The 17,225-nt window shown below is 68.9% G+C and carries 15 protein-coding genes; 2 read left to right on the top strand and 13 right to left on the bottom strand.

Features of this window, described 5'->3' with window-relative positions:
• Positions 1–26: 26 nt before the first annotated feature.
• The 13 genes from bamA to EYW49_RS09405 all read right to left on the bottom strand — a co-directional run bounded on the left by bamA (position 27) and on the right by EYW49_RS09405 (position 12,913).
• Positions 27–2,465, bottom strand: a complete 2,439-nt coding sequence (gene bamA, locus EYW49_RS09465) for an outer membrane protein assembly factor BamA (RefSeq protein WP_131308769.1) — start codon at positions 2,463–2,465, stop codon at positions 27–29.
• Between the two features lie 320 nt (positions 2,466–2,785).
• On the bottom strand, positions 2,786–3,919 hold the full coding sequence (locus EYW49_RS09460; protein ID WP_131308766.1) for a M50 family metallopeptidase: 1,134 nt from the start codon (positions 3,917–3,919) through the stop codon (positions 2,786–2,788).
• Between the two features lie 106 nt (positions 3,920–4,025).
• Positions 4,026–4,919 carry a phosphatidate cytidylyltransferase gene (locus tag EYW49_RS09455; protein WP_131308763.1) on the bottom strand — a complete coding sequence of 298 codons (894 nt, stop codon included), beginning with the start codon at positions 4,917–4,919 and terminating at the stop codon, positions 4,026–4,028.
• The gene (locus tag EYW49_RS09450; RefSeq protein ID WP_131308760.1) at positions 4,916–5,686 is read right to left on the bottom strand and encodes an isoprenyl transferase; all 771 of its coding nucleotides are present in this window, start codon (positions 5,684–5,686) and stop codon (positions 4,916–4,918) included. Before EYW49_RS09450 ends, EYW49_RS09455 begins: the two co-directional genes overlap by 4 nt.
• A 40-nt stretch (positions 5,687–5,726) precedes the next feature.
• Entirely contained in the window at positions 5,727–6,284 is a 558-nt protein-coding gene (gene frr / locus EYW49_RS09445; RefSeq protein ID WP_131308757.1) for a ribosome recycling factor, read from the bottom strand.
• 136 nt (positions 6,285–6,420) lie between these two features.
• The gene (gene pyrH / locus EYW49_RS09440) at positions 6,421–7,146 is read right to left on the bottom strand and encodes a UMP kinase (protein ID WP_131308754.1); all 726 of its coding nucleotides are present in this window, start codon (positions 7,144–7,146) and stop codon (positions 6,421–6,423) included.
• 160 nt (positions 7,147–7,306) lie between these two features.
• The gene (gene tsf / locus EYW49_RS09435; protein WP_131308752.1) at positions 7,307–8,236 is read right to left on the bottom strand and encodes a translation elongation factor Ts; all 930 of its coding nucleotides are present in this window, start codon (positions 8,234–8,236) and stop codon (positions 7,307–7,309) included.
• A 231-nt stretch (positions 8,237–8,467) separates the two neighbouring features.
• Complete coding sequence (gene rpsB / locus EYW49_RS09430) at positions 8,468–9,238, bottom strand: 30S ribosomal protein S2 (protein ID WP_131308749.1); 771 nt, start codon at positions 9,236–9,238, stop codon at positions 8,468–8,470.
• A gap of 186 nt (positions 9,239–9,424) precedes the next feature.
• The gene (locus tag EYW49_RS09425; RefSeq protein WP_131308746.1) at positions 9,425–9,883 is read right to left on the bottom strand and encodes a type II toxin-antitoxin system RatA family toxin; all 459 of its coding nucleotides are present in this window, start codon (positions 9,881–9,883) and stop codon (positions 9,425–9,427) included.
• A complete protein-coding gene (locus EYW49_RS09420) occupies positions 9,870–10,409 on the bottom strand; it encodes a P-loop NTPase family protein (RefSeq protein WP_131308743.1) in 540 nt (179 codons plus the stop codon). The genes EYW49_RS09425 and EYW49_RS09420 overlap by 14 nt, the downstream gene beginning before the upstream one ends.
• A gap of 23 nt (positions 10,410–10,432) precedes the next feature.
• Entirely contained in the window at positions 10,433–11,389 is a 957-nt protein-coding gene (lipA, locus tag EYW49_RS09415) for a lipoyl synthase (protein ID WP_131308740.1), read from the bottom strand.
• A gap of 131 nt (positions 11,390–11,520) precedes the next feature.
• Positions 11,521–11,952 (bottom strand): hypothetical protein, encoded by a 432-nt coding sequence (locus EYW49_RS09410; protein ID WP_131308737.1) that lies wholly within the window; start codon positions 11,950–11,952, stop codon positions 11,521–11,523.
• Positions 11,953–12,046: 94 nt separating this feature from the next.
• Positions 12,047–12,913, bottom strand: a complete 867-nt coding sequence (locus EYW49_RS09405; RefSeq protein WP_131308734.1) for a xanthine dehydrogenase — start codon at positions 12,911–12,913, stop codon at positions 12,047–12,049.
• Positions 12,914–13,391: 478 nt separating this feature from the next.
• On the opposite strand from EYW49_RS09405, the gene EYW49_RS09400 reads away from it, so the two are divergent.
• Positions 13,392–14,942: a glucan biosynthesis protein gene (locus EYW49_RS09400; protein ID WP_131308731.1), complete on the top strand. Its 1,551-nt coding sequence runs from the start codon at positions 13,392–13,394 to the stop codon at positions 14,940–14,942.
• Entirely contained in the window at positions 14,939–17,188 is a 2,250-nt protein-coding gene (gene mdoH / locus EYW49_RS09395; RefSeq protein ID WP_131308729.1) for a glucans biosynthesis glucosyltransferase MdoH, read from the top strand. Before EYW49_RS09400 ends, mdoH begins: the two co-directional genes overlap by 4 nt.
• Positions 17,189–17,225 lie beyond the last annotated feature (37 nt).

Genomic DNA, 17,225 nt, shown 5'->3' with positions numbered 1-17,225 from the left:
CCCGTGATCGTCGCGGTTACGCCCGATCAGAAGGTCGTCCCGCCGCTGAAGCGGAAGTACTGGGTCTGATCGTATTTCGACTTCGACAGCGGGATCGCGAAGTCGGCCCGCAGTGGACCGAACGGCGAGCGCCACACCAAGCCGGCACCGACCGAGGAGCGAAGCGCCATGTCGTCGACGTAGTTGAAGGTGACGGCGCTCGAGCCGCTGCCGTAGGTCCCCTTCTTCGGCAGCGACTTGCTGTCGACGCCCCAGGCAAGGCCGGCGTCGGCGAAGGTCGAGACATAGAGCCCGAACTCTTCGGGCGTGCCCGGGAAGGGCATGGTCGCTTCGAGCGTACCGGCGACGTAGTTCTTGGCGCCGAGGCTCTCGTTGAGCTTGTAGCCGGTACCCGAGACCGACTGGTCGCGCGGGCCGATGCCCTGCGGGGCGAAGCCGCGGATGGTTTCGCCACCGAGGAAGAAGTTGTCGAACAACTCCACCGACTCGCCGATGCCGGTGATGTTGCCGCCCTTGACGCGGGCCATGCCGATGATGCCCCAGTCGGCCCAGATCTCGCGATAGTACCGGGCGTCGAAGGTGGTCCGCACGAAGCGGGCGTCGCCGCCGGCCCCGGCGAATTCCTGCGTGAACTTGGCGTAGGCGCCGTCGCGCGGGAACTGCAGGCTGTCGAGCGAGTTGTAGACCAGACTGTAGCCCGGCGCCGAGGTCAGACGGGTGCGCGACCAGTTGCCGCAAGCCGCCGAGTTGCCGGGCTGATAGCTCGGGCAGACGTAACGCTTGTAGGCGAGCGAAGCCTCTCCGTCGGAGTAGTTGTCGTTGGCCTGGGTCGCGTTGAGCTTGATGCGCTGATCGTTGATCGTGTAGTTCACGCCGAACGTCAGGTTCTCGGTGATCGGCAGACCGAAGCGCAAGGTCCCGCCGGTATCCCGCTGCTCATAGTTGCGGTAATCGTTCTCGAGATACTGCTTCTGATAGACGTCGAAGCCGGCCGAGATGCGGTAGCCGAGGAAATAGGGCTCGGTGAACGAGAAGCCCCAGCCGCGCTGCTTCTGGCCGAGTTGGACCGAAGCCTTGATGAACTGGCCGCGACCCAGGAAGTTCTTCTCGGAGAAGGACACGTCGCCGAGCACGCCGTCGGTCGTCGAATAACCGGCGCCGAAGCCGATTTCGCCGGTCGACTGCTCTTCGACGTCGATGTTGACCACCACCCGGTCGGGCGAGGAACCCTGCTCGGTGTTGAGCTTGACGCTCTTGAAGTAGCCGAGCCGGTTCAGGCGGCGCTCCGCCTTGGAGACCAGCGCCTTGTTGTAGGCGTCGCCTTCCGACATGTCCATTTCGCGACGCACCACGTAGTCGCGGGTGCGGTCGTTGCCGCGCACGTTGATGCGCTCGACGTAGACCCGCGCACCCTCTTCGACGTAGTAGGTGATCGAGATCTTGTGGGTGGCATAGTCGCGCACCGCCCGCGGCCGCACCGTGGCGAAGGCATAGCCCGCCTGGGTGGCCTCGTAGGTGAGCGCCTCCATGGTCTTTTCGACATCGTCGGACGAATAGGTGTTGCCCGACTTCGTACCCACCACCCGCGCCAGCTTGGCCTGATCGAGGCCGGCGAGCGAGGTCTGCACGTCGATGTCGCCGAAGCTGTACTGATCGCCTTCGTCGATGGTGAAGGACACGAAGAACACGTTGCGCTCGCGATCGAGGTCGGCGGTCGCCGACACGATGCGGAAGTCGGCATAGCCGTTCTTCATGTAGAACTTGCGGATCAGGTCCTGGTCGGACTGCAGCCGCTCCGGATCGTAGGTATCGGTCGAGCGCAGCCAACCGAGCAGACCGGTCTCGCGGGTCTTGACGACGTCGCGCAGGCGTCCCGCCGAATAGGCGTGGTTGCCGACGAAGCCGATGCGGGTGACCGCGGTCTTGTCGCCTTCGTCGATCTCGTAGACGAGATTGACGCGGTTGTCGGCGAGACTGATGACCTTGGCTTCGACCTGGGCGCGGTAGCGGCCGTTGCGGCGATAGGCTTCGAGCAGACGCTGCACGTCGCTCTGCACCGAGGCCTTCGACATGAAGCCGCGCGACTTGATCTGGATGACCGAGCCGAGCTGTTCGTCGGTGAGGCGCTTGTTGCCTTCGAACACGACCTTGTTGATCTGCGGCGCCTCGACGACGGTGATCACCAGGGTCCCACCCTCGGAGGCGATCTTCACGTCGCTGAACAGGTTGGTCGCATAGAGCGCCTTCAGCCCGGCATCGACGTCGGCGGCCGAGCGGCCCTTGCCGGCGACATAGGAGCGGATGGTCTCCGCCTCGATGCGTTTGTTGCCCCGGACGACGATCGACGATTCGGCGTGGGCGATGGAGGCTCCGAACAGCGCCGGGTCGACACCCGCCACCGGCAGAACGGTCAGGCAGACGGCCGCCAGAAACGTCTTCTTCATCACTTTCGTGAGGGAACTCATCGTATCCGGGCCTCGTCTGTGCTGCATGGTCGCCACCCTCGCGGACCGATCGGGAAGAACCGACCGGAGGGACGAGGCGATCTCTTGAATCTGCTCGTTCTTACCGTGTGTTGTACAGGCTTTTGCCGATGGTGCAACCCGACCCGGAGAGCCCTCCGGCCGGTTTCCACCCGACCGTTGCCCGATCGCCACGTCAACAGACATACCCGTCCCGTCCATCTCAGCCAACCCCGGGGAGCAACGCGATACTGGAACGGTCCCCTCGTCCCGGAAGTTCGTGAACGTCGTCGCCGCGACCGTCTCGCCCGAGACGCCGCCGGTCACAGCGACGCCAGATGGGTGAGATCGTTCCACGTCGAAACGATGACCAGCGCCAACACTAGCGCCAGTCCGATGCGGAAGCCGATGTCCTGGGCGCGCTCCGACAGAGGCCGGCCGCGCACCGCTTCGGCGAGATAGAAGGCCAGATGCCCGCCGTCGAGCATGGGAATCGGCATCAGATTGAGCAGGCCGATCGACACCGACAACAGGCCGGCGAGATTGATCAGCGCCAGGAAGCCGACACCGGCGACCTCGCCCGAGATCTGCGCCACCCGCAGCGGTCCGCCGAGCTGGTCGGCCGATTCTCGACCCGAGAAGATGCCCGCGACATAGGAGCCGGTGCGTTCGATGACGAACCAGGTCTCGGCGACGCCGGCCGTCAGGCCTTCGATCGGGCCGAAGGTCTTCAGCCGCCGATCGGCCGGATCATTGCTCGCCTGGATGCCGAGGAGGCCGCGGCGCTGCACGCCGAACCGGCTCTTCTCCTCGATCTGGCGCGGCGTCACGGAGACGTCGAGGCGCTTGCCGTCGCGGTCGATGCCGACCGCGGTCGGCAGACCCGCCCTCCCGGAGACGAGGCGCATGATGTCGAGGAAGGACTCGATCTCGTGGCCTTCGATCGCCACCACGACGTCGCCGGCGCGAATCCCGGCGGCTTCCGCGGCGCTGCCGACGGTCACCGCGCCGACTCGCGGCAGGATGTCCATGCGCCCGGCGGTCACGAACAGCCCCGAGAAGATCACCACGGCGAGAATCAGATTGGCGATCGGTCCGGCGGCGACGATCGCCGCCCGCCGTCCGACCGATTGGGCGGGAAAGGACACCGCATAGTCGGCGGCGTCCATCTTCGACAGCGCTTCGCGGTCCGGCGTGCTCGCCGCCGACTCGTCGCCCACGAACTTGACGTAACCGCCGAGCGGGATCAGCGCGATGCGCCACCGCGTGCTCTTGCGGTCGTTCCAGCCGATCAGCTCCGGCCCGAAGCCGATCGAGAACACCTTGACCCCGACCCCGCAGCGCCGGGCCATGAGGAAGTGTCCGAGCTCGTGGAAGAACACCACGATCGTCAGGACGAACAGGAATGGCGGGGCATAACCTGTGAACATCGACACGGTACTGCGCAGGATTTCCATCGTCACCCTCTGCCCCGAACGGCCGGAGCTCGTCGGAGCCATTGTGCCACGTCAATGGTGAACGAACCATCCCCGCGAATGGCGCGGCCGGATCCGCCCGCCGTCGTCACCAGAACAGCAATCCGCCCTGGGGATTCCCCGCTCCGCCGCGCAGCACCGCGATCAACAGCGCCACCACGGCCGCCGCGACCAGCCCGTCGACCCGGTCGAGGAGGCCGCCGTGGCCGGGAATCAGGCGTCCCGAATCCTTCACCCCGAAGCGCCGCTTCAGCGCCGATTCGAAGAAGTCGCCGGCCTGCGCCGCCACCGACAGCACCGCGCCGACGCCGATCACTGGCGCGAGCCGCGGCGCCCCGGCGAGATGGGCGACGACCGCCCCGGCGACGCCGGCGGCGAGAAGGCCGCCGATCGCCCCGGACCAGGTCTTCTTGGGCGAGACCGCCGGCCACAGCTTCGGCCCGCCGATCGCGCGGCCGGTGAAATAGGCGGCGATGTCGGTCGACCACACCACGGCGAACAGGAACAGCACCAGCCACAGGCCGATCGGCGCGTCGCGCAGCGAGATCAGCGCGACGCAGGGGATGCCGGCATAGAACGCCCCCCAGGGTGCCCATTTGACGGCGACCGGGTCGGCCCGGGCGTCGCGGGCCTCGCGGGCCTCGCGCTGAGCCAGCGCCGCGGCGATGCCGAGGACGGCGATCACCCCGCCGGTGACCAGGCCGGGGGCGGTCGCGACCCTGGTGCCGATGCCGACCGCCGCCACGCCGGCGCCGACCAGCGCCAGCAGCGCCAGCCGCAGCGGCGCGGTCGATCGGCCGACGACGATGGTCGCCCATTCCGACGCCATCACCACCGCACAGTGCACCACCAGGGCGAGGAAGCCGTAACCGCCGATCCAGGTCAGACCGAGCGCGATCGGCGCGATCACCGCCGCCGAGATCACCCGCAGGCGCAGTTCCCGGGACCCTGCGGGTGCCGGGGGAATCGGAGATTGGTTCATCGCACCCCCTGCCGCGCGCCGACGCCGCCGAAGCGTCGCTCACGGGCGTTGTATTCGCGGATCGCCTCGTCGAACCGGGCCTCGTCGAAGTCGGGCCAGTGGACGGGCGAGAACACCAGTTCGGAATAGGCCGACTGCCACAACAGGAAGTTCGACAGCCGCTGTTCGCCGGAGGTGCGGATCACCAGATCGGGATCAGGCAGGCCGGCGGTGAACAGCCGTTCGCCGATCGCGTCCGAATCGATCGCCGCCGGATCGAGGCGCCCGGCCGCGACCTCGACCGCCAGGGCGCGCACCGCCTCGGCGATCTCGGCGCGCGAACCGTAGTTGAAGGCGATCACCAGGGTCAGGCCGTCGTTGCCGGCAGTCAGCGACTCGGCCTCGTCGAGGAGCGCGGCGATGTCGGGGGCGAGCCCCTCGCGCAGGCCGATCACCCGGATGCGCACCCGCTCGGCATGGAGCTCGGCGAGGTCGCGGCGGATGAAGAACCGCAAGAGGCTCATCAGGAAGCCGACCTCCTCGGCCGGCCGCCGCCAGTTCTCGGAGGAGAACGAGTAGAGCGTGAGATAGCCGACGCCGATCCCCGAGGCGTGGCGGATGATCCGCCGGAGCGATTCCATGCCCCGACGGTGGCCCTCGGTGCGCGGCAGGCCGCGCGCCTGGGCCCATCGGCCGTTGCCGTCCATGATCACGGCGACGTGGCGCGGGATCTCTCCCGGCCCTTCGTCGCTCACGTGTCCGGCCGGGTCTTCCGTGGCCTTGGTCATATCTCGGGCCTCCGCCCTGCCTTCGCGAGATCGACCGCGCTCAGACCTTGGTGATGTCCTGTTCCTTGGCGATCAGGAGCTTGTCGATGTCCGAGATGACCTCGTCGGTGAGCTTCTGGACGCGGTCCTGGAGGCGGCTCTCCTCGTCCTCGCTCATGCCGTCCTTCAACGCCTTCTTCAACAGGTCGATGCCGTCGCGGCGGATGTGGCGGATCGAGACCCGGGCCGCTTCCGCGTATTTGTGGGCGACCTTGACCAGTTCCTTGCGGCGGTCGGCGTTGAGCTCGGGGATCGGCACCCGCATGGTGGCGCCTTCGACGATCGGGTTGAGGCCGAGGTTGGCCTCGCGGATCGCCTTCTCCACCGCATGGGCCATGCTGCGATCCCACACCGAGACCAGCAGCATGCGCGGCTCGGGCACCGAGACGGTGGCGACCTGGTTGAGCGTCATGCGCTGGCCATAGGCCTCGACGGTCACCGGCTCGAGCAGGTTGGTGGAGGCGCGGCCGGTGCGCAGACCGGCGAGTTCGTCCTTGAAGACTTGCACCGACTGGGTCATGCGCCGCTTGAGGTCGTCGATTTCGAACTTGTGTGCCATGGGATTTCCTCGAGGATGGCCCTCTGTTGTGACGGATCGACGGCACTCCCGGCGGGGAACGCGTCGGTTGCGACGTCGCGCGCCGTCGAACTCCGTCCGTCGCTGTCGAGAGGGCAGATGCGACGGCGGAGCGGGATCAGTCCCGGCCGGCGACCACGGTGGCCCGGCCCACGCCCTCCAGCACGCCGACCAGCGCGCCGGGCTCCTGCAGCGAGAACACGATTATCGGAATCCCGTTGTCGCGGGCAAGAGCGAATGCCGCGGTATCGAGCACCTTGAGATCGCGGCGGATCGCTTCGTCGAATGTCAGCCGGTCGAAGCGGGTGGCGGTCGGATCCTTCTTGGGGTCGGCGGTATAGACGCCGTCGACGTTGGTCGCCTTCAGCACCGCGTCGCAGCGCATCTCGCTCGCCCGCATCGCCGCCGTGGTGTCGGTGGTCAGGAACGGCACGCCGAGCCCGCCGGCGAACAGCACCACCCGGTCGCGGGCGAAGGCGGCGAGCGCATCACGCTGCGTGAAGGTGTCGCACACGGTCGGCACCGCCAGCCCGCTCAGCACCCGCGCCGCCAGCCCACGGGCCGCCAGCGCCTCGCGCATCGCCAGGGCGTTCATGATCGTCGCCATCATGCCCATGTGGTCGCCGGTGACGCGGTCGGTGCCGCGGCTCGCCAGCCAGGCACCGCGGAACAGATTGCCGCCGCCGATGACGATGCCGATCTCGGCGCCGAGCGCCGTCGCCGCGACGATGTCGTCGGCGATCCGCCCGACCACCTCCGGATCGATGCCGAACGGCGCGCCGCCGGCCAGCGCTTCGCCGGAGAGTTTGAGGATCACGCGTTTCCAGGCCAGTGTCTCGCCCATGCCTTGCCCCCGAGGTGTGAGGTCGACGTCGCCGCCGAACGGATTCGCTCGTCGCCCCCCGCCGATACACGAAGGGCGCCGGTTCGTCACCAGCGCCCACGTCGTCTCTGCCGATCGGAAGGTCGACCGCCGCCCGCGCACTTCGCCGGCGGCAGGGGGATCAGACGCCGGCGGCCGCCGCGACTTCCGCCGCGAAGTCGCTGGTTTCCTTCTCGATGCCCTCGCCGATCACCATGCGCACGAACGCCTTGACGACGATCGGCGCGCCGATGTCGGCGGCGGCGGCGGCGACGGTGCCTTCGATGGTCAGATCCGGGTTCATGACGAAGTTCTGCTTCAGCAGGGTGACTTCCTCGTAGAACTTGCGGATGCGGCCCTCGACCATCTTCTCGACGACCGCGGCCGGCTTGCCGGACTCGAGCGCCTGTTCGGAGAAGAACTTGCGCTCGTGCTCGACCAGCGCCGGCTCGATCTCTTCGGTGCGGACCGCGACCGGGGTCGGATCGTGGGCGGCGACGTGCATGGCGATCTGCTTGCCGAGCAGGGCGAGCTTGGCCTTGTCGCCGGTCGACTCGAGCGCCACCAGGACGCCGATCTTGCCGAGGCCGTCGGCGGCCTGATTGTGGACGTAGGAGGCGACCACGCCGTCGGTCACCGACAGAGCGGCGGTGCGGCGCAGCTGCATGTTCTCGCCGATGGTGGCGACGGCGTCGGTGATCGAATCGACGACCGGCTTGCCGGTGGTCGGCAGGATCAGCGCGCCGAGCTTGGCGACGTCGCCGGCGGCGTCGAGCGCCACCGAGGCGACGCCCTTGACCAGCGTCTGGAAGCCTTCGTTGCGGGCGACGAAGTCGGTCTCGGAGTTGACCTCGACGACGGCGCCGCGGGTGCCGTCGGTGACGACCCCGACCAGGCCCTCGGCGGCGGTGCGGCCGGACTTCTTGGCGGCCTTGGACAGGCCCTTCTTGCGCAGCCAGTCGATCGCCGCCTCGACGTCGCCGTCGTTCTCCTTCAGCGCCGTCTTGCAGTCCATCATGCCCGCGCCGGTCAACTCGCGGAGGTCCTTCACCTGGGAAGCCGAAATCGTCATGTTCGCCTCTGAATGTGCTTCAGACAGAATCTTCGGGGGGATCGGATCGGCGGTCTCGCGGCCGGGGACCCGGGGCCGTGGCGGCCCGCCGTCGGGAGGATCGATGCCACCGATGGGGCCGGGTCGCACGCTGGGTGCGCCCCTGTCCCGGGCGGCGACGGTGATCGAACCGGACACTCCACGACGGCATGATGACGACCGGCCCGGAGCGCGTCCGGGCCGGTCGAGAGATCAGCCGGCGGCGGTCTCTTCCGAGAGCACCGGCTCTTCGATCGGCGTCTCGGCCTCGCCGAGATCGAGGCCCGAGTCGCCCTGAGAGCGCGACAGGCCGTCGATGGCGGCGCGGGCCACCAGCTCGGTGTAGAGGGCGATCGCCCGGCCGGCGTCGTCGTTGCCCGGGATCGGATAGGTGATGCCTTCCGGATCGCAGTTGGAATCGAGGATCGCCGCGACCGGGATGCCGAGTCGCTTGGCTTCCTGGATGGCCAGACCTTCGCGGTTGGTGTCGATGATGAACACCAGATCCGGCAGGCCGCCCATGTCCTTGATGCCGCCGAGCGACCGGTCGAGCTTCTGACGCTCGCGATCGAGGTTCAGGCGCTCCTTCTTGGTCAGCAGGTTGGCGTCACCGGCGAGCATCTCGTCGATCTTGCGCAGGCGCTGGATCGAGTTGGAGATGGTCTTCCAGTTGGTCAGCATGCCGCCGAGCCAGCGGGCGTTGACGAAGTACTGGGCCGAGCGGCGGGCCGCATCGGCGACCGGCTCCTGGGCCTGGCGCTTGGTGCCGACGATCAGCACGCGGCCGCCACGGGCGACGGTGTCGGAGATCGCCTTCAGCGCCTGATGCAGCAGCGGAACGGTCTGCGCCAGATCGATGATGTGGATGTTGTTGCGGGTGCCGAAGATGAACGGCGCCATCTTCGGGTTCCAGCGATGCTTCTGGTGGCCGAAGTGGACGCCGGCTTCGAGCAGCTGACGCATCGTGTAATCGGGCAGAGCCATGGGCCCGTATCTCCTGTTTCACCGGTTGAACCGCCGCGAGCCGGTCATGGTTCCCCTTCGGGAAACACCGGTAGGGACGCTTGACAATCGGACCCGGGGATCCGATCGAGCGCCCTCGGCCCGCGTGTGGAATGGTCGCGCTTATAGGGTGGCTTCACCGGCTTGGCAAGTCTCGGGGCGGAAAACTCAGGCGGCCCGTCCGTAGATCGCGTCGGCGCGGGCCTCAAAGGCTTCGGCGAACTTGCGGAAGGCGCGGTCGAACACCGCGCCCATCAGGGCGCCCAATGTGCGGCTGCGGAACTCGTAGTCGATCAGGAAACCGATGTCGCAGGTCCCCTCCCCGGTCGCGGTGAACAGCCAGCGATTGTCGAGGTGGCGGAACGGGCCGTCCAGATAGGCGACGTCGATGCGCATCGCCGCCGGATCGAGCCGGACGCGGCTGGTGAAGGTCTCGCGCACCAGCTTGAACGACACCGTCATGTCGGCGACGAGCAGGGTCGCGCCTTCGTCGAGGTCCTGGCGGCCGCGGACCTTCAGGGCCTCGCACAGCGGCAGGAAGCGCGGGTAGGATTCGACGTCGGCGACGAGGTCGAACATCTGGCGGGCCGAATGGCGGACCCGCCGCGACGTCTCATATCTGGGCATGGACTCGATTTCCGGAGATCGCGACCCCACCCGAGAGATAGGACGCGACGTCGGCGCAGGTGGCGAAGCGATGGATGGTGAGGTGGGCGCCGTGATGGGTCAACGCCTCGAGGATGCGCGGCCGATGGATGCGCCGGAAGCCCGCGACATAGCGCAGGAACTCGCGGTCGAAGCGCTCGGGGCAGTCCGGCGCCATGTCCGGGCGGGTACGGCCGTAGCCGGCGATCGCTCGCCGGATCACCCGGCCGAGGCAGAACAGGGTCGGGAAGTCGAACCAGAACACCGTGTCGGCACGGGTCAGCCGCTGCTCGAGGCAGCCGCCGTAGTTGCCGTCGAGGATCCAGGCGTCGCGCGCCACCAGTTCCGTGTGGCGGCCGAGCCAGGCCGCGCGGTCGGTCGCCTGCCAGCCCGGGCGCCAGAACTCGGCGTCGAGATGGACCAGCGGCAGGCCGGTCACCTCCGCCAGCGACCGCGCGAAATGTGACTTTCCCGCTCCCGAACAGCCGATCACCGCGACTCGACGCATCGCTCGCCCCCTTCTCGCGCCCGTCAGCGGGCTCGGCTCGCCGCGCGCGCGTCCCGCAGGCGGGCGAAGTCGTCGCCGGCATGGTGGGACGAACGGGTCAGCGGGCTCGCCGACACCATCAGGAAGCCCTTGGTGTAGGCGATCGTCTCGTAGCTCTTGAACTCGTCCGGGGTGACGAAGTGGGTCACCTCGTGGTGCTTCTTGGTCGGCTGCAGATACTGGCCGATGGTGATGAAGTCGACGTCGGCCGACCGCAGGTCGTCCATCAGCTGCAACACCTCGGTGCGCTCCTCGCCGAGGCCGACCATGATGCCGGACTTGGTGAAGATCTCCGGATCGAGCTCCTTGACCCGCTGCAACAGCCGCACCGAGTGGAAGTAGCGCGCGCCCGGGCGCACCGTCAGGTAATTGCCGGGCACCGTCTCGAGATTGTGGTTGAACACGTCGGGCTTGGCCGCCACGACCAGCTCGAGGGCGCCCTCCTTGCGCAGGAAGTCGGGAGTCAGGACCTCGATGGTGGTCGCCGGCGAGCGCGCCCGGATCGCCCGGATCGTCGCGGCGATGTGGGCGGCGCCGCCGTCCGCGAGATCGTCACGGTCGACCGAGGTGATCACCACGTGGAGCAACCCGAGGGTCTCGACGGCGATCGCCACGTTCTCCGGCTCGGCCGGGTCGAGGGGCTGCGGCACGCCGGTGGCGACGTTGCAGAAGGCGCAGGCGCGGGTGCAGGTGTCGCCCATCACCATGAAGGTGGAATGTTTCTTCGACCAGCACTCGCCGATGTTCGGGCAGCCGGCCTCTTCGCACACCGTCACCAGATTGTTGGCGCGGACGATGTCGCGGGTCTCGTTGTAGACCGGCGATCCCGGCGCCTTGACGCGAATCCATGCCGGCTTGCGGGCGACCGGCTGATCCGGACGATGAGCCTTCTCCGGATGGCGCGGACGCCGGCCTTCGATCGTGTCGACCAGGGTGACCATGAAACGCCTTTCTCGTGGAGCGGGCATTGGTCGAGTGGTCGGACCACGTTCCGACTTCGACTTTCGGCCCTACTCAAGACATTTCAGATATAGGGGAGACGCGGCGAGAACAAGCCGCAGATCGCGCCGATTCACTCGATTCGACGTCCTTCGACCACGCGAATCGGGGTCGTCGGACGTCCTTTGAGGTCGAGCGGCACCGAAATCGTCGCATTCCCGTCGAATGGGGCGGCGAGATCGATCCGACCTGTCAGACCGCTCTGGGTCCAGGCGGTCGGTGCCGGTCCGCCCTCGGCCTCGTAGACCAGGGTCGAGACGCCCTTCGACGGCACGATCCGCAACTGCCACACCACCCGGCCGGCGCCGCAGTCCGACCGCGCCACCTCCCAGGCCGCGCCGTCGCTCACGCCGCGGGTCGTGACCGTCGCCGGGCACAGGTCGCGGGCCAGCCGATCGCGGATCAGGCTCGGAGCGATGGTCAGCGCCGCCGCCGCGACGACGAACGCCGCCAGCCACCAGCGACCACGCCGACGCCGCCGTGCCGAGCCTTCGTCGTTCGCCATGTCGCCCATGTCCCTCCGCCCGCGTCGGCGGCACTCTAGCGCAGCGCCGCCGCGCGACAAGCGGCGGATGGGACCCGGGACGTACGCCCCGCGCTCAGTGAAGCTGATCGAGCCCGACGGGCGACCGGCGGTCGGCGGAGGCGCGGGCCGCCGCGGCGACCACGGCGGAAGCGATCGCCCGGCCGCGCTCGTCGATACCGGTCCAGCGCGCCGCGCGACCACGCGGATCGATCTCGACCAGTTTGGCGCGGATGGTCACCTCGGTCGCGTCGCGCACCACACCGCGCAGGATCCCGTCGAAGGGCGCGACGATCGCCTCGCCGTCGACCCGCCCGACCACCTGGCCGCGGTAGATGCGCTGGCCGATGTCGTGGGGGGTGTGCCAGCGGCCGGCCTGCGGCGCGCGCAGCAGGCGATCGCCGCCGACCGCGCCGAGCAGCGGCGAGCATCCGTCGGCCCGCCGCGTCGCGCCGCCGAACAGCACCCGCCCGACCACTTCCGGATGGGTCTCGATGGCCACGTCGCAATTGACCCCGACCGCGAAATTCGGCCCGACGCCGATGGCGATCGCCGCCAGACCGCGCAGGTCGGGGGCGGTGCGGTCCTTCTGCAGCCGCGCGTCGACCAGCACGGCGGGCGAGCGCAGCGCCAGGAGATGCGACAGATCGAGCAGGGTCGGGGCGACGCGATGGGGCTCGGCCAACGCCGCCACCACCTCGAGGGTGGTCTCGCAGCGCAAGCCGGTGATTCCCTCGACGGTCGCCGGATCGCCGTAGAGCGCGTCGTCGAAGGCCATCGCCCGGCGCAGCACCGGCGGGTGCGGGTCGTGGACCAGAGCCACCCCGTCGCCGGCCCGGGTCAGGTGCACGGCGATCGCCGAGGCGATCTCGTTGGTGCCGAGCACCACCGCGAAGGGGCGCCCCCTCCCGCTCAGAAAAGTCGCCAGATCGGATCCCAGCATGGTCGCTCCCTCGTCGGTCGGCCAACCCCAAGCAAGGCACGTGCCGCCCCGCTGCGGGGTGCGCGCCGTCGTTCCCCCGTCGAATCGGGGCCTTATCGGCGATCGTCGCACGGCCGCCGCGTCGCGAACCGGACGTCGCGGACCATCGGTGTGCTGTATTGTCGAAGACACAACAAGCTTCGTCGGCTCGCGTCCCGCCGCCCGTCGCGCCGGTGATCGTCGGCTCCTGCTACCGTCGCAGCGGCGACCGGCTCAGCGACGCTCGCGCGACCGTCACGGGAGCGTCGAAACCACCCGCGGCGACCGATTGAAGTCTTTGACCGGTCATCGGAATGGGCTATGGTCCGCCGCTCGCCGGACGCGCGGATCCGGTGGCGCCGCGCGTTCTTCGACCAAGGGCGGGCGACCCGCTCCGCCGAAGCTCGCCCCCCTCCCGATGCCGTAATTCCGGCCATGTTTCGTCCGACGGATCTCCACCATGGATCGCCGAGACTTTCTCACCTCGTCCCTGGCCGCAGCCGCCGCACTCGGGCTCGGCGTGGCGCCCGCCGCCGCGCAGGACGCGCCCATTCCGGAAGTGCCCGCGCGTCGGCCCGAGCCGCAGGAGCAGCCCGCCGCGTTCTCCTTCGCCGGCCTCAAGGACGAGGCCCGCAAGATGGCCGCGGCCGCCTGGAACGATCCGGGCGCCGATGTGCCGCAGCGGTTCCGCGACCTCTCCTTCGATCAGTATCGCGACATCCGTTGGAAGCGCGACCGGATGATCTGGCGCGACGATCGTGTCGGCTTCCGCCTCGAGCCGATGGCCGCCGGTTCGGTCTACAACCGCGCCGTCCGCATCTATCTGGTGGAAGGCGGTCAGGCGCTGCCGATCGGCGCCGACCGCGACAGCTTCGACTGGGGCGCCTCGATCAAGGCGCCCGAAGAGGTCGTCGCCATGCCGCTGTCGGGCCTCAAGCTGCGCCGGCCCGGCGACAACAACCGCAACCCCGAATTCGCGGTGTTCCAGGGCGCGTCCTATTTCAAGGCGCTGGCCCGCGGCCTGCAATACGGCCTGACCGCCCGCGGTCTCGCCATCAACACCGCCGATCCCGAGGGCGAGATCTTCCCGGTGTTCACCCGCTTCTATGTCGAGAAGCCCGAGGAGAACGCCCAGTCGATCCGCCTCTACGGGCTGCTCGAGAGCCGCCCGGTGGTCGGCGCCTACCGCTTCACCCTGCGCCCCGGCGACGAGACCTCGATCGACGTGGAACTGACGCTGTTTCCGCGTGAGGAGATGTCGCACATCGGGCTGGGCGCGCTCAACACCATGTTCCTCTACGGCGGCATCGGCCGCAGCCGCTTCGACGACGTGCGCCAGGCGGTGCATCTGTCCGACGGGCTGGCGGTCCAGACCGGTCAGGGCGAACGCCTGTGGCGGCCCACCGCGAATCCGAAGAATCTCCAGATCTCGGCCTTCGGCGACGAGAATCCGCTCGGCTTCGGCCTCGTCCAGCGCGCCCGCGACTTCACCGACTATCTCGACCTCGACAACCGCTGGGACCTGCGCCCGACCGCCTGGGTCGAGCCGGTCGGCGACTGGGGCAAGGGCTCGGTGGTGCTGGTCGAGATCCCCTCCGACGGCGAGATCCACGAAAACATCGTCGCCTATTGGCGCCCCAAGGCCAAGCTGCCGGCCGGCCAGGAGTTTTCCGCCGCCTACCGGCTGCGCTGGCTCGCCGACGGCAGCCTGCCCGCCAGCCTCGGCTGGGTCGACGACACCCGCGAGGGCCAGGGCGCCGAAGGCAACTGGCGGCGCTGGATGATCGACTTCGTCGGTCCGATGCCCGCCCCCGCCCAGGTCAAACTGGTCGCCACGGCCTCGGCCGGCAAACTGGTCGCGCCGACCCTGAAACCCAACCCGGTGACCGGCGGTTATCGCGTGACCTTCGACCTCGATCCGCGCAACGCGCCGCTCTCCGAACTCCGGGTGCAACTGACCGACGGTACCAAGCCGGTCAGCGAGACCTGGCTCTATCGGTGGGTGGCATGACCGATCTGCCCGTTTCCGCCGACCTCCGGATTGCCCCTTTGACCGCCGAGCCCCTCGCTTCGCCGCCCGCCTTCCCGTCGCCGGTTCCGCCCGAGGCGCCGATCCCGATGCCGGTCCAACGTCTCGACCGCTGGACCGGGCCGAGCGCGACCGAGGTCGACGGCCCGCCGACCTCGGCGACGCAGGTCACCCGGATCTTCGTGTTCGGCGTGGCGGCGCTGCTGTCGGCCTATGGCGTGCGCGAAATGGTCGGAGTGGTCTCGGCCGGCGGCATCGTCGGCCTGGAATGGCCGTTGATCGTGTTCTTCGGCCTGACCTTCTCGTGGATCGCCCTGTCGGCGGCGAGCGGCATCGCCGGATTCGTCGCCGGCTTCTTCGAGCGCCGCCCGACCGACCTCGACCGCCCGCTCGGCGTCGTCACCGCCCTGGTGATGCCGGTCTACAACGAGAGCCCGGCCCGCACCCTCGGCGCCCTCGAGGCGATGGCCGAGGAGATCATCGCGCTGGGCGCCGGCGAGCACTTCGAGATCTTCGTCTGTTCCGACACCACCGATCAGACGGTTTGGGTCGAGGAGGAACTGGCGATCGACCGGCTGCGCGGCCGGCTCGGCGGGCGCATGAAGGTCTGGTATCGCCGCCGTCACAAGAACATCGCGCGCAAGGCAGGCAATCTCGAGGATTTCGTCACCCGCTGGGGCGGCCGCTACGAGCACATGCTGGTGCTCGACGCCGACAGCCTTATGATGGGCGAGACGCTGATCACCCTCGCCCGGCTGATGGAGGACGATCCCAAGGCCGGGATCATCCAGACCCTGCCGGTGATCGCCAACCGCAACACCCTGTTCGCCCGCCTGCAGCAGTTCGCCGGCCGCATCTACGGGCCGGTGATCGCCCGCGGCCTCGCCGTGTGGCACGGCCGCGACGGCAACTACTGGGGCCACAACGCGATCATCCGCACCCGCGCCTTCGCTGCCTGCTGTGGCCTGCCGGAGCTCAAGGGCCGCAAGCCCTTCGGGGGTCACGTGATGAGCCACGACTTCGTCGAGGCGGCGCTGATCCGCCGCGGCGGCTGGGCGGTCTACATGGTGCCGTGGCTCGGCGGCTCCTACGAGGAGAGCCCGCCGTCGCTGCTCGACGTGGCGATCCGCGACCGCCGCTGGGCCCAGGGCAATCTCCAGCACATCGCCGTGCTGCCGACCCGCGGTCTGGTGTGGCCGTCGCGCGTCCACTTCGCCACCGGCATCATGAGCTACCTCGCCTCGCCGATCTGGCTGGCGCTGCTGATGGTCGGCCTGGCGCTCGCCCTGCAGGCCCGGTTCATCCGGCCGGAATATTTCTCCAAGGAATTCTCGCTCTATCCGGCCTGGCCGCGCTTCGACAGCGAACGCGCGCTCCAGCTGTTCATCATCACCATGGGGGTGCTGCTGCTGCCGAAGCTGCTCGGCACCATCGAGTCGATCCTGCGCTCCGACATCCGCAAGCGCTCCGGCGGCACCGTCTCGATCATCGTCGGGATGCTGCTCGAGACCGTGGTCTCGGCGCTGGTCGCCCCGGTGATGATGTTGCTGCAGAGCCGCCACGTCGCGGAGATCCTGCTCGGCGCCGATTCCGGCTGGAAGACCCAGCGCCGCGACGACGGCGGCATTCCGCTGGCCGAAGTCATCCGCCATCACTGGCAGCACGCGGCGATCGGCGCGATGATGGCGCTCGCGGCCTATGTCATCTCGCCGGCGATCCTCGCCTGGATGGCGCCGACCCTGATCGGCCTGCTCTTCGCCGTGCCGATCTCCTGGACCTCCGGGTCGCTGGCCGCCGGTCTGTGGCTGAAGCGCCGCCACCTGCTGCTGATCCCCGAGGAGACCGATCCGCCGGCCATCCTCGCGGCCGCCGCGCACGCCCAGAGCCTCGCCCAGGCCGACCTGCCGGAGGTCGAAGACGGGCTGACCGCGGTGGTCGAAGTGCCGGCGATCCGCGCCGTTCATGCGCGCATGCATCTGCCGATCCCGCTCAGGGCCCGCGGCCGGCCGGAGCTCGATCCGGTGATGGCCGCCGCCAAGATCGACGAGGCGACCCATTTCGACGAGGTCCTGGCCTGGCTCGGCCAGAAGGAGCGCATGGCGGTGCTGTGCGATCCCCATCTGATCGCCGCCATCGACCGGCTGATCGTCGAGCCGGAGCCGACCCCGACGATCGTGCCGGCGGAAGCCGCGCCGGCCGCCGCACCGTCGCCCCTTCCGACATCCTGAACGCCACCGACATTCGTCGTCCGCAACCGCGCCGCCT

The sequence above is a fragment of the Siculibacillus lacustris genome (assembly GCF_004328075.1).
Lineage (GTDB): Bacteria > Pseudomonadota > Alphaproteobacteria > Rhizobiales > Ancalomicrobiaceae > Siculibacillus > Siculibacillus lacustris.
Note: the sequence above shows the minus strand (reverse complement) of the source record. Positions and strands in the feature narration are given on the sequence as shown.